The 13,691-nt window shown below is 45.9% G+C and carries 13 protein-coding genes; 11 read left to right on the top strand and 2 right to left on the bottom strand.

Going from position 1 to position 13,691, the window contains the following annotated elements:
• Nucleotides 1-31: 31 nt before the first annotated feature.
• Nucleotides 32-814 carry a nucleotidyltransferase domain-containing protein gene (locus GC096_RS16290; RefSeq protein WP_171631609.1) on the top strand — a complete coding sequence of 261 codons (783 nt, stop codon included), beginning with the start codon at nt 32-34 and terminating at the stop codon, nt 812-814.
• A gap of 34 nt (nt 815-848) precedes the next feature.
• On the top strand, nt 849-2,075 hold the full coding sequence (locus tag GC096_RS16285) for an RtcB family protein (RefSeq protein WP_171631607.1): 1,227 nt from the start codon (nt 849-851) through the stop codon (nt 2,073-2,075).
• 263 nt (nt 2,076-2,338) lie between these two features.
• Here GC096_RS16285 and GC096_RS16280 read toward each other — a convergent pair whose 3' ends face one another.
• Nucleotides 2,339-2,761: a hypothetical protein gene (locus GC096_RS16280; protein ID WP_171631606.1), complete on the bottom strand. Its 423-nt coding sequence runs from the start codon at nt 2,759-2,761 to the stop codon at nt 2,339-2,341.
• Between the two features lie 12 nt (nt 2,762-2,773).
• Nucleotides 2,774-3,817 (bottom strand): eCIS core domain-containing protein, encoded by a 1,044-nt coding sequence (locus GC096_RS16275; protein ID WP_171631605.1) that lies wholly within the window; start codon nt 3,815-3,817, stop codon nt 2,774-2,776.
• Between the two features lie 454 nt (nt 3,818-4,271).
• On the opposite strand from GC096_RS16275, the gene GC096_RS16270 reads away from it, so the two are divergent.
• From GC096_RS16270 to kimA, 9 genes are all read left to right on the top strand, one after another.
• Nucleotides 4,272-5,555: a glycosyltransferase family 39 protein gene (locus tag GC096_RS16270; RefSeq protein ID WP_171631604.1), complete on the top strand. Its 1,284-nt coding sequence runs from the start codon at nt 4,272-4,274 to the stop codon at nt 5,553-5,555.
• Nucleotides 5,528-6,244 (top strand): glycosyltransferase family 2 protein, encoded by a 717-nt coding sequence (locus GC096_RS16265; RefSeq protein ID WP_171631602.1) that lies wholly within the window; start codon nt 5,528-5,530, stop codon nt 6,242-6,244. The genes GC096_RS16270 and GC096_RS16265 overlap by 28 nt, the downstream gene beginning before the upstream one ends.
• A 2-nt stretch (nt 6,245-6,246) precedes the next feature.
• A complete protein-coding gene (locus GC096_RS16260; RefSeq protein WP_171631601.1) occupies nt 6,247-6,651 on the top strand; it encodes a DUF2304 domain-containing protein in 405 nt (134 codons plus the stop codon).
• 35 nt (nt 6,652-6,686) lie between these two features.
• Entirely contained in the window at nt 6,687-6,983 is a 297-nt protein-coding gene (locus GC096_RS16255; RefSeq protein ID WP_171631600.1) for an EamA family transporter, read from the top strand.
• A 5-nt stretch (nt 6,984-6,988) separates the two neighbouring features.
• Complete coding sequence (locus GC096_RS16250) at nt 6,989-8,071, top strand: GNAT family N-acetyltransferase (RefSeq protein ID WP_171631598.1); 1,083 nt, start codon at nt 6,989-6,991, stop codon at nt 8,069-8,071.
• A gap of 42 nt (nt 8,072-8,113) precedes the next feature.
• Nucleotides 8,114-8,779, top strand: coding sequence for a class I SAM-dependent methyltransferase (locus tag GC096_RS16245; RefSeq protein ID WP_171631597.1), 666 nt, complete (start codon nt 8,114-8,116; stop codon nt 8,777-8,779).
• Complete coding sequence (locus GC096_RS16240) at nt 8,772-9,620, top strand: DUF3473 domain-containing protein (RefSeq protein ID WP_171631596.1); 849 nt, start codon at nt 8,772-8,774, stop codon at nt 9,618-9,620. The genes GC096_RS16245 and GC096_RS16240 overlap by 8 nt, the downstream gene beginning before the upstream one ends.
• A gap of 116 nt (nt 9,621-9,736) precedes the next feature.
• Nucleotides 9,737-11,533, top strand: coding sequence for an adenine deaminase (gene ade, locus GC096_RS16235; protein ID WP_171631595.1), 1,797 nt, complete (start codon nt 9,737-9,739; stop codon nt 11,531-11,533).
• Between the two features lie 144 nt (nt 11,534-11,677).
• A complete protein-coding gene (kimA, locus tag GC096_RS16230) occupies nt 11,678-13,504 on the top strand; it encodes a potassium transporter KimA (RefSeq protein ID WP_171631594.1) in 1,827 nt (608 codons plus the stop codon).
• Nucleotides 13,505-13,691: the final 187 nt, after the last annotated feature.

The following is a 13,691-nucleotide window of genomic DNA, read 5'->3' as shown; positions in this document are numbered from 1 at the left end:
GAGGGTTACATGTACCAAAGGAGGAAGTCAAATGTTAGATGTTCATCAACAAATCCTAGAAGAATTGAAACGGATCGAGAAGGAAGAAGGCGTCCGCATCTTGTATGCCTGTGAATCGGGCAGTCGAGCATGGGGATTCCCCTCTAAGGATAGCGATTATGACGTAAGATTCATATATATAAGATCCGTGGAGTGGTATCTGTCCATTTATGAAAAACGGGATGTCATCGAGCGACCGATCAGCGATATGTTGGATATCAATGGCTGGGACTTGAAGAAGGCTTTGAATTTGTTTCGTAAATCGAATCCGCCTTTACTAGAGTGGTTACAGTCTCCCATACCGTATATGGAGAATTTTACGATAGCGGAGCAAATCCGTCGCATTTCGCCACTCACTTTTTCGCCGAAATCATGTATGCACCACTATTTGCACATGGCGAAGGGGAATTATCGGGAATATTTGCAGGGTGATCATGTCAAAATCAAAAAGTATTTCTATGTCCTGCGCCCGATCTTGGCCTGTGAATGGATTGAGCGAAACAACACCATGCCGCCTATTGAGTTTCAGGTACTTGTAGATAGCTTAGTGCCAGCGGGCAGTCCGCTGAAGGCGGCTATTCAAGAGCTGCTTGTTCGTAAAATAGCAGGTGACGAGATGGATTATGAGCCAAGAATCAATCCGATTAATGAGTTTTTAGAGGCGAGAATCGCCTACTATGATCAAACCGCATCCACGATGCAGGTTGGTGAGGGTGGTCAGGACGGGCAGTTGGATGAGTTATTTCGGACGGCATTGAAGGACGTATGGGGATAGGGTTTACAATTTTGGAATATAGGAGCTGAACAACATGGCTTATCAAAATATTAACGGTGTACGCGTCTGGGGGCAGCCTGATGAGGGCGCATTGTCACAAGCAAAAACATGTTCAGAAACAGGAAGAGTCGTTCAGACGCTTCTTATGGCTGATCATCATAAAGGGTATAGCCAGCCGATCGGCGGGGTTGTTGTATACGATGGTCAATTATCGCCATCAGGCGTAGGTTATGATATTGCTTGCGGGAATAAAGCCGTAAGAACGAATCTAATGGCTACTGATATAAAGCCTCGTATGGCAGGCATGATGGAACAAATTGCACGCAAAATTTCCTTCGGTATCGGGCGTGTGAATAATGAAAAAGTTGATCATGATTTGTTTGATGATCCGGATTGGGAAGTTTACAAAGCAATTGGTAAACAAGAGCACGACAAGTTGAAGGCATTAGCTCGTGATCAACTCGGTACAGTCGGTAGTGGGAATCACTTCGTAGACGTGTTTGAGGAAATGAGCACGGGCCGAGTGTGGGTGGCGAATCATTTTGGCAGCCGCGGGTTCGGTCATAAGACAGCGAGTGGTTTCATCAATCTGACGGCTGGCCGCGACTTTCTGGGCAACGCACCAGGTGAAAAGATGGATCAACCGCCGATTCTTTTGGATTTGTCGAGCGAGCTAGGAGACATGTATTACAGAGCCATGAAGCTGGCAGGGCGGTATGCCTATGCGGGGCGAGACTATGTGATGGAGCAAGTGTTGACTATTTTAGGAGCAGAAGCGGATTTCGCGGTGCATAATCATCACAATTTTGCGTGGAAAGAGAAGCATGATGGTCAAGAGACAGTAGTAGTACGTAAAGGGGCTACGCCTTCTGCGCCTGGGCAACTGGGTTTTATCGGGGGGAGCATGTGCGATATTTCCGTGATTGTTAGAGGAAAAGATACCGAGGAGAATCGGGACGCTTTCTACAGCACGGTGCATGGCGCCGGTAGGGTGATGAGTCGGACGCAAGCTGCAGGCAAAATGAACTGGAGAAACCGCACCCGAAGCGGCGGACAAATTTCACCAGAGCGCATGATGAATGCGGTCAAGGATTACGGCGTGGAGCTGCGTGGAGCAGGTACGGACGAGAGCCCTTTTGTTTATCGGAAGCTGGAAGATGTGCTGGGCGCGCATGAGGAGACGATTGAGGTGCTGCACGTGTTGAAGCCGATCGGTGTTTGTATGGCAGGAGCGGATGAGTTTGATCCGTATAAGGATTAGGAAGAAGGCCGTGGGGAAACGGCTGGAATTCTCACTGTATCGATGAAAAACACGCTTACAGTGGGACGCCGGGCAAAAAACGGCTGAAATCCATGCTGTAACGATGAAAAACACGCTTAGAGTGGGAAGCCGGGCAAAAAATGGCTGAAATCCAAGCTGTAGTGATGAAAAACATCACTACAGCAGCTGGAATGGAACGAATCGCCCTCTCACTAACGAAAAAAGGCAGTCCCCCAAGTAGCAACCTACTTCGGGGACTGCCTTTACTCATTCAACGCATCCTCTAGTTCCCACGTATCGCCAATACCGCTCACCTTGTAACAAGAACCCTCTAGCGAAATGCAAGCTTCCAGTTCCAGCTGGGGAAAAGTTAACAACCAGCTCTCCTCATTATTCTCATAGCGAATAGGGAGCACCTCATGAAGGTGCCGGATGAAATCGAAAACATTCGTGTCATCGCCTGTCCCACGCTTGAAATCAACCCAATGACCTGTGACTTTTCGATCGTTCACCGCGGTGAGGAGATCAATGAGCCAAGAAGGAGCAGACCCTGCTTCATCAAGCTCGTTCTCCGTAATGTGCTCTGCTAGAGCTCGCTTATTAATCTGCTGAGACCCGCCCGCAGTCAATACTACTGCCAGCTCATTTAACACCTGACTCAATTTGTTCACTGCAGATGGCTCCATGCCCTCATCCTCCTAGCTTACTGGAAACATCGTATTGATTTTCAATTTGCCATTGTCTGGCTGAATATCTAACTGGACCTGATCGCAAGTGACCTCAGTGCCATCGCGGAGATAGCCGACCCCTGCACCTGGCACGCTGATGATGCTACCCATGCCGACGAGTTTTTGTTTCGGTGCATTTTTACTCACCAAAGTACTGTAAGCACTGGTGAACGCGGCCTTATGTTTATCATCCGAAACGAATTTGGATGCAGCCTTGCCCGTTGGTACTTTACTCACCCGACCTGAAGGTGCCGTACCGCTTTTCAATCGTTCGCGTTGCTGTTCTTCCGTAGTATGCGCCCCGTGATCGGCATAGGAATGTCCACCACCAGCATCATAGGTAGTCGGATCATTGGCATCCAATCCGTCGTATAGGGTGGCAGCCACCTTTTGAATCGTATCCGAAGAGGTTGATGCTTCTCCACTTACTAAACTATCGTTGTCCGATCTCTTCATTTGCATACGTTCTCCGCCCAAATCAGATGCTTTCGCTCCCATATGATCGGCTTCGGATTCTAATCCGTGATCATCATTAATGGCGACCCCACCAGTTTGCTGCGTAGGCGCTACTCTGCCTTGACGCTGCTGGACGACATGCCAAGCCTCATGCGGCAAATGCTGTTCTTGACCAGGTCCTACATGGATGTCATTCCCCTGCGCATAAGCTAAGGCTTGCAACTGAGCAGGCTTATCGGAATTGTAATGGACCTTAACCGAATCCATGGACATACCAGATAGGTTTTCAACACCTGATTTCAAGTTATCGGGCATGCCCGTGTTATTCTTTTTGGTCTGAATAGGCTTCTCGGATTGTGTTGGTGTTGGAGATTGAGATCTAAATAATTGAGCGACGGCGCGATTTCCGATGGTTCTCTGTAGTTGTGCGATATGTGAAGTGGAAAAAGGGGACATGCGATCCGCTGATCCAGTTTGTTTAACTGAGTTGTTCGTTTTGGTCTGCTTATCGTGTTGTTCGGACGATTGGTTATTTTTCAATTGTGACAGATAACTCATGAATAAATTCACCGCCTTAGATAAATAGCCCAACTTTCAACAAATTTCCTTTAGTTTCCTTTTTATTTTAAGGTAAAAGATACCATTCGACAACAGTTCTAAAGTTGTGTTTATACGAGTGAGGATGCGCTGCTGCTCAGTATCGTTTCCATCATCATACATAGGCTTTTCTTGTTCAGTGATAATCGGCAATTATATGTGTTTTTTCGGCAAAATACGACAGGAGTCCTTTGGGGAAAGAGCACAATTGTAGATATCTCAGAATTTTCAGAACGTAGCAAATACTCCCTTGAGCAACGCCCCTAACTAGCTAATATAAATATATTATGAAATAGTCCAAAAGAAGCAGGAATTTCTCAGAGAATGTCGAAAATCTAGTTGTTTTCACATTTACATCACACTTTTTTTACAATTCGTTCACAATTATGTTTACAGATATGGAGTTGTTAGCAGAGTGTATCTTATCGACCGAATGAATCGAATCTATCAGCGATACAAAGATTACGAATGGGTCTATATTCTCCCCCTTGTCGTGCTTTCACTAAAGAGGAAATTAGAGTACTTTTTCTTTATCCTGCACTCGGAGAAGGGACTTCCGAAATCGGAGGATTCGCAGTGGTATCTGAATTACGCCCACTCCCTGTTAACAGATTTCAAGCTTGGCTTACAGATGAATGATCTTCTTTACTTGGGCTATAACCTCATTCTCGCCATATTAATCGGTGTGTTTAAGGAAGAATATATCGTTGTTTTTATACAGGCTGTAACAACTGCATCGTGTGTGATCTTGGTTTACCTCATCACGCTTCGCTTATTTAACCGAATTACCGCAATTGTAGCCTCGTATTTCTATGCAACATCTTGGCACATTACAGTTTGGTCGATGTACATTCTTTCGGATAGTTTATTTATGAATTTAGTCCTGCTGAATGTTTTCCTTCTTCTAAAAGCTCTTGAGAATAACAATAAAATCATAGGTTCGTTATTCCTCATATCTTCGCTCCTCATGCTCGTATTCCGGCCAACGGGTGTCCTGACACTTGCATTTATTATCATCTATATCGTGCTGAATATGAAGCGAGATCAGCCTATCGCTTTCTTCAAAAGGCATAGATATAAGTTTGTATGCGCTTTACTATTCGTTTTCGCAGCTATGGGCTTTCTTATACTTGCGGACAAATTGAATCCACTTCTCACCTCTCTTCAATATAATGCGAAGTTGGTTTTATACAATATTTATGCCAAAGGGTGGATTTATGATAATCCTTCAGGTCATGACTACGCCTATCGTCCCGATTATCGCATTGATATTTTCGGCAGTTTGATTCTGAGCTTTCTTATTCATAATTGGGATCATGTGTTGTTGTTATATGGCAGAAGAGCGATCGCGTTTATCGGCTGGTGGGTATGGAAGACGGATATACGGAGTCTGGCTGGGATGATTAAATTTTGCAAGGATATCATCCCGACCCTTCTATTTCTATTCGGAACTTACGCTGCCATCAGGAACAACATATTCCGAAAAACATCGATTGTTTGGTTAGTTATTGCGTCGATATTCCTATTTTGTATGGTGTTGTTCATAGATAGTATGTATCGCTATAAGCTGCCTGCTTTACCCTTTATTTGTATCGTCTGCGGGTATGGTGTCGAGAGACTGATCCGCATAATCCTATTCTTCATTAACAAATTTGGGGGGAAGTTGCTTCAATGGAACAGAAACAAGCACTCATTGTGATCCCGGCCTATAATGAGCAGAACAATATTCTAAAAGTAATCAGGGATGTACGTGAGAATCTTCCTAGCTACGATATTCTCGTTATTAATGATTGCTCGAAGGACAACACGTCTGCGATCGCCAAGCAAGCAGGAGATGGCGTCAAAGTTGTGGACCTCTCCTATAATTTAGGGATTGGCGGCGCGGTGCAAACGGGCTTCAAATATGCCGAGAAGAATGGATATTCGTATATGGTGCAAATTGACGGTGACGGTCAGCACCTCCCTAGTGAGGTGAATAAGCTATTTGCGTATATGACGCAAACGGAGTCTGATATGGTCATCGGCTCAAGGTTTCTAGATATTAAATCGTTCCAAACGACGTGGACAAGGCGACTTGGCATTAAAGTGTTCTATTATTTATTTCGCTTATTAATCCAGACGAAGATTACCGATGGGACCTCAGGGTTTCGTATGTATAATCGCAAGAGCATAGAGCTGTTAAGCCAATTCTATCCTGACGATTACCCAGAACCAGACGCTATTATTTTGATCAGCAAACATGGACTTCGCATCGGCGAAATCGGCGTTGAAATGAGAGAACGTGAACACGGTGTCTCATCCATAACTCCGATCCAAAGTCCCTATTATATGACCAAAGTGATTATGTCGATCTTATTCTCTTTTACAAGGACAAGGACGAGGTGGTAGGGATGCTAACGAGTGAACATCATCTGTATAGTGTGCAATTAATGGGTGTCGTCTTCAGTTTAATTCTCATGAGTACTGTATTTATGATGGTAAGGGCTAGAAGACTTCGAGAGAAATATGCACTTGTATGGTTTGTGATTGGCATATTTACGTTGATTATGTCCATGTTCACCAATTTGATGGAGTGGTTCTCTAAACTACTGGGCATCGATTATGCGCCATCTGCATTTTTTGCCATTCTGATCGCTTCTGCCTATCTGCTCCTGCTGAATACCAGTATAAGTATCTCAGGTTTAAAACTACATAACAAAGCGCTTACCCAAGAACTGGGATTAACGAAGTTAAGGCTAGAGGAGCTTGAGAAGAAAAGCATTGAGGAGGAAAAATCATCAAATATATCATGCTAGTTGCCAGTGTACTCATGACCGTTGTGGCGAGTACCTTGCTTAAAATAGGTGGTCGAGCTGTCAATTTCGAAGGCGGGATTATGGCTATCGCGATAGGTTACATGACGACACCGTTGATTATAACCGGCTTTGCTTTTTATGCGCTGGCGGCCTTCATCTGGATTTATTGCCTGTCTCAATTTGACCTCAGCTATGTGACTTTCGTGTCGAGTATTCAATATATTTTTATGATTCTCGTTTCGATTATGATTTTCCATGAACAAATTAGCGCCATGAAGTGGGCGGGATGCGTGTTTATTATGATTGGTGTCATTTTATGGTTGAGAGGATAGTCTGCATGTACCGTTGTTTGCCCTATACCGAAGACATGAAGGAAGACTGGGACAGGCTGGCATGGTCTCAGGGGACCATTTTTCATACGTTGTCATTTAGACAGATTCTGCTCGAGACGTTTGGTTATCAATGCTTGTATCATGCTGTGGTTGATCAAAATGGCCAGATCTGCGCGTTAATTCCATTAACGAGCGGTCGCAACTTAGGACTCAAGCAGGTAGGCGTTTCGCTGCCCTTTGTCAATTATACAGATGTGTGTGCCCTGAATGAAGAAGTCTCGCAATTTGCGATTGCTGCAATCGGGCTGCTGAAGGAAAAATATCGTCTCCATTACATCGAGTTGAGATTTAAGAACGGGACGATTTCAGGCGAAGGCAAGCAACTATCTCAGATGTTGACGCAATTGGATTCTGCCCATGGTCAACGAAATGAGATCAATCACACCTTCGTGCTGCCATTAACCAATGAGGATGAGGTTCTATCCCTCTCCACTCGCAATAATCGAAACCATATCCGGAAGGTTTACAAGAACAACTGGTTTCAGGTTTCTTATGATAAAGGGAATCTAGCACGGTTTCATAAGGTGTATGTTCGGCGGATGAAGCAGTTGGGTTCACCCGCGCAGGATATTCGCTTTTTCCAAAGATTCCTCGACTATTTACCCGATCATGCGGTGCTGCAGACTGTCCTAGATGCAGAGACAGGTGAGGTAGCTGGTGGGATGCTGCTCTTAATAAGTCCGGGAGACTCCACACTTTATTATCCTTATGGTGCGAATCTGACGGAGTTCAACCACAAATATCTGAACAACTTTATGTACTGGGAAGCCGTGAAATTGGGGATACGAAGCGGGCTGAAGCAGCTTGATCTGGGTCGTTCACAAGCCGGTTCAGGCACGTATAAGTACAAAGAACAATGGGGGGCTGCTGCCGAGCAGCTCACATATGTCGTGATGGGCAGCACCAATAAAGAGGCAGGGCCACCAGATAAAGAAAAGCTTCGCTTTTTCATCGAACTCTGGAAGATCATGCCTAACATGGTGACAGAGCCAGTAGGTAAGCAGCTCATTAAGTATCTAATGCCGTAACGAACAAACTATAGGAGTCACTACAAACGGGGGAAATAGCGCATGGCTAATCTTAGCTGGAAGCAGTATTTTGACAAGAGGGCAGAAGTTCATGGAGCTTCCGTACAATCCTCTGACTACTATAATGAGGAAAGTTTCTTTCTGCAGCGAAATCATACATTAGGTTGGCTTGGAGAGCTTAACGACAAAGAAATTTTGGATGCCGGCTGTGGCGTAGGTGCATTTAGTGAGCCTCTTGTTGGGTCAAATACGGTCTATGGGGTGGATTTTTCGGAGAGAAGCCTTGCCTTTGCTGCGGAAAGAGGTCTTCGTACATCGTCGGATGACCTAACAGCGCTACACTTTGAAGAGGGGAAGTTCGACCTGGTGCTGTGTATTGGTGTTATTCAACTGATCGAACAGTATCGGGCGGTTATTGCGGAATTGGCTAGGGTGACGAAGCCGGGAGGGACGCTGCTCATTGAAACTTTGCACCGCAAGTCATGGCAGAGGAAATTGCTCCGATTGTTCGAGAAAACCAAAAAATTCGATCGCATGTACGCTATGGATGAATTAAAGAAAGTGTTCATAGAGCACGGATTTGAGCATATAGAGTTCTTAAAGATTTATCATCCCTTCCCCTACGTTTCGAAAGGAAGCGCAGAGTGGAACGTGCACGATCGGTTGTGCACATCATTCGCCATCAAGGGGAGTAAGAAGCATGTATAATCCTTCCAAACAGATCACGAATCTACTCACCTTTGACATTGAAGAATGGTTTCATGCGAATTATGACCACGTGACACCAGATCGCACGAAGGGTTCTAGTTTCCGAGCCCATATGGATACCTTGCTTCAGATGTGCAGCGATGCGGGGTGCAAAGCGACTTTTTTCACACTTGGCTGTATTGGAGAGGATTACCCGGATATTGTGAAGGCCATCGCGCGTGAAGGTCATGATGTCGCCTCGCATGGGTATGCCCATGAATTAGCTTATAAGCAAACCAGGGAAGAATTTCGAGCGGATGTCCAGAAATCTCTTGATATTCTCGAGAATCTAACAGGAACGAAGGTACTCGGATATCGGGCGCCGTCATGGTCGATCGTTGAAAGCAACTTCCACTACCTTGAAGTATTAGAAGAGCTGGGCCTCGTGTATGACGCTAGTATCTTTCCTGTCAAAACGTTTCTTTATGGGATCCCTTCAGCAAAGACGGAGATTCATAAACCAATCGTGAATGGTAGGGAACTTAATCTCTACGAGGTTCCGATGTCTGTGATGCGCGTTGCTGGTAGAAATGTAGGATATTCCGGCGGTTTTTATTTCAGATTTTTCCCCGAATTCATTATTCGCAAAGCCATTCAATCAGCCAATCGCCGAGGGAAGAGTTCCATTGTTTATCTGCATCCGCGCGAAATTGATGTGAGGGAACATAAGCTGGAGCTTCCCAGCAAGGAGCATTTTATTCATTACTACAATATCAAAGGTACCCAAACTAAGCTTGCAAACATGTTGGAGGCATTCTCTTTTACGTCCATTTCGGAGCATTTGAACAATCAGTATAAATGATGAATATATAAGGTATCCGTTAGAAGAAATAGTTACAAGTTGCTCAGACATACATTAAGGAGTACATTTATGTATTGAAATGGCTGCTCATGTAGGAGTAAAGGAGAACGAAATCTATGACGTATACCTCTAATCGAAATAAATTAACGGACGTTAGCCGCACTCTGGCTAGAGTTGCAATAGGAGAAGAAGCTGCCCATCTTGTTATTCAAAATGGTACCTTAGTCAATGTGCATTCCGGCGAGCTGATTGCTCATATGGATGTCGCGATTGCTGCGGGACGAATTGCTTTCATCGGAAAAGCTGATCATACCATTGGGGATAAGACGGTCGTAATCGATGCGAAAGGGCAATACATGGTGCCAGGCCTGCTGGATGGCCACATGCATGTGGAAAGCACGATGCTTTCCGTGACGGAATTCGCTAAAGCGGCGATCGTCAAAGGGACGACGGGGATTTTCATGGACCCGCATGAGATTGCGAATGTGTTCGGCTCAGAAGGGGTTAGACTCATGCATGAAGAGGGGCAGCAGCTGCCGCTCAAAGTGTTCACGACCTTCCCTTCCTGTGTGCCAGCAACGAATGATTTGGAAGATGGCGGCGCTACCTTAGAAGTCGCTGATATTCAAGCGGGACTCCAGTGGGACAATGTGGTGGGACTAGGTGAAGTGATGAACTTCCCAGGTGTTGTGTTCGGAGATCCCAAAATGTTCGGAGAAATCGAAGCTACACTGCAAAGTGGGAAGACCGTTACGGGGCATTTCCCGAGTGACGATGATCGTATGCTGCAAGCCTATATCGCATCTGGCGTTACGTCGGATCACGAGACGGTAACTCGAGAGCAAGGGCTGCATAAAGTTCGCATGGGGATGCATCTCATGATTCGGGAAGGCTCTGCGTGGCATGATGTCAAAGAGGTCATCAAGATTGTCACCGAGGATGGTGTTCATACATCCAATATCTCGCTCGTTACCGATGATGTGAATCCGCAAACGCTCGTGGAGAAAGGGCATCTCAACCATGTGGCACGACGCGCGATGGAAGAAGGCGTTCAACCAGTCACGGCGATCCAAATGGTCACGATCAATGTGGCGCGTTATTTTAAGCTGGAGCATGATGTGGGATCAATCACACCTGGGAAATGTGCAGACATCCTATTGATAGAAGATCTGCAGAAGATGGAGCCTTCCATGGTCATTACGGATGGTCAAATCATTGCGGAGCAAGGGGAACTGGCTGTCGAATTCCCTGTGTTTACGTACCCGGCTCATATCCGCAATTCGATGAACGTGAAGCGGGAGCTGACGGCGGAGGACTTTAAGCTTAGGGCGGCTACGGAGCAGGAGAAGACGAACGTCAATGTGATCCGTGTGATCGAAAATAGTGCCAGAACCGAGAAGATGACGGCAGAGCTCGCCATTCAACAAGGCATCATCCTGCCGGATGTCGAGCAAGACATTGTTCGCTTAGCTTGTATCGAGCGGCATCAAGGCACAGGTCAAATTTCACTTGCTTTTGCCCATGGCTTTGGCGTGAAGTCTGGCGCGGTAGCCTCTACGGTGGCCCATGACAGTCACAATCTGCTCGTGATGGGAATAGATGAAGCGGATATGGCGTTCGCGGCGAATGAGCTTGTGAAGCTCGGCGGCGGCATGATTGTTGTGGAAAATGGCAAAGTGCTGGCCCAGGTTCAGATGACCATCGCAGGCCTCATGTCAGAGAAAACACTGCCTGAAGTCGTCAAAGAAGTCGCCGAGATGGACAAAGCGTGGCAACACATAGGCTGTTCCATGAACGCGCCGTTCATGACGTTTTCCCTCATCGCCTTGCCTGTGATTCCCGAAATTCGCATTTCGAATCGCGGGCTGGTGGATGTGACTCAGTTTAAGCTGATTGATGTGGAGATCGTCTAACAAATCCATACAATTCGAATCTTTCTGAACATTAGAGCATTATGCTAATGTTCTTTTTTCTATGGCGTTTCCAGTATTTATAATGGATTTCAAGAAATAGGGCAAACTGAAACGAACTTATCACATCAAGGTGGTGTACGCACATTGTTGACTGATTTGAAGCGTTTATTAATAGGCCAGCCCTTGAAGTCCCATGAATTAGGCGAGCAGAAGTTAAATAAAAAGAAAGCGTTGGCGATTCTTTCCTCCGATGCACTCTCCTCGGTAGCTTACGGTCCAGAGCAAATTCTAATTGTCTTAATAACGATTAGCGCTGCGGCGTTCTGGTACACCATCCCTATCGCTTGCGGTGTTCTGTTTCTCTTAGTAGCTCTCATATTGTCCTATCGACAAATCATATTCGCATACCCACAAGGGGGCGGCGCCTATGTCGTCTCCAAAGAGAACCTCGGCATGAACGCCGGGTTGTTTGCGGGCGGATCCTTATTGGTCGATTACATACTGACTGTAGCGGTTAGTATTTCCGCGGGTACTGATGCGATCACGTCAGCTTTTCCAAGCTTACACAGTTACACAGTACCGATTGCACTGGCACTCGTCTTATTTATCACGATCCTCAATCTGCGCGGAATCACGGAATCGGCCTCCATTTTGGCATATCCCGTGTATTTGTTTGTGGTCGCGTTGTTTATCCTGATAGGTATTGGCTTGTTTAAGATTCTTACAGGTCAAATTTCTCCCGATTTGCATACGCCGTTGGGGACTCCCGTTGCGGGCATTTCCTTATTCATCTTGTTAAGAGCCTTCTCCTCAGGCAGCTCGGCATTAACGGGGGTCGAGGCGATATCCAATGCGATTCCCAATTTTAAGACACCTGCCCCGAACAATGCTTCCAAAACATTAATGGCCATGGGTATGTTATTAGCGATTCTGTTCGCAGGTATCATCTATTTGGCCTACTACTACGGCATTGCGCCGCGAGAGAAGGAAACTGTCGTTTCTCAGATTGCGACGGTGACATTTGGCCGAGGTCTGATGTATTATATCGTCCAAGGCACAACCGCGATGATTCTTGTGCTCGCCGCGAATACGGGCTATTCCGCATTTCCACTGCTCGCGGTGAATTTGGCCAAAGATAAATTTATCGCCAAAATGTTTACGATGCGCGGCGACAGATTGGGCTATTCGAACGGGATTATCTTCCTAGCTGTGACCTCTATGCTATTAATTATCGTGTTCAAGGGGCAGACCGAACAGCTCATACCGCTCTATGCTGTCGGGGTGTTCATTCCATTTACACTGGCTCAGACAGGCATGCTGGTGAAGTGGTTTCGGGAGAAACCGAGAGGTTGGCTGCTCAAATTAACGGTTAACTTGGTTGGGGCCTTCATGAGCTTCATCGTCATGATGATCTTCTTTATCACCAAGTTTGGACAAGTGTGGAGTGTGCTCATTTTCCTGCCGCTTATCGTGTTCATTTTTCATCAAATCAAAAAGCATTACGATGCGATCGCTGAACAATTGCGACTCTCTTCTTGTGAACCTGCCCTCCCGATTGAAGGGAATGTCATGATTGTGCCTGTAGCCGGCTTCACACATGTGGTGGAGAATTCGTTGAACTACGCCAAGTCGCTGTCACCCGATCAAATTATTGCGGTGTATGTGGCTTTTGAACGGGACGATGAGAAAAAGTTCGAGGAGAAATGGCAGAAGTGGCAACCCGATGTGCGCTTAGTTACGCTGCATACCCATTATCGAAGCATTGTCCACCCGCTGACCAAATTCATCGATACCGTGGAACATAAAGCATCGGAGTCTAATTTCCGGGTAACCGTGATCATCCCACAGTTTATTCCCAAGAAGAATTGGCATAATATTTTGCACAATCAATCGAGCTTGCTGATAAGGGCGTTTCTGCTGTATAAGCGGAACTTGGTTGTGACGACCGTGCCTTATCATTTGAAAAAGTAGCGCGGGCGCTTGGAGGGATGTAAGTCGATTATTTCTACTTACATAGTAGGAAAGCGCCTGCGGCAAGTGTGTAAGTCGATTATTTCGGCTTACACTGCCTGGATTCCACCCTCGGCACACCCACTAGTCCGAAAAAATTGAACTAATCTCTCTGCCGCCAGCAATAAAGGTACATTAGTCCGAAATC

The organism is Paenibacillus plantarum (assembly GCF_013141695.1).
GTDB classification, from domain to species: domain Bacteria; phylum Bacillota; class Bacilli; order Paenibacillales; family NBRC-103111; genus Paenibacillus_E; species Paenibacillus_E plantarum.
This window is presented reverse-complemented; position numbering and strand designations above follow the sequence as displayed.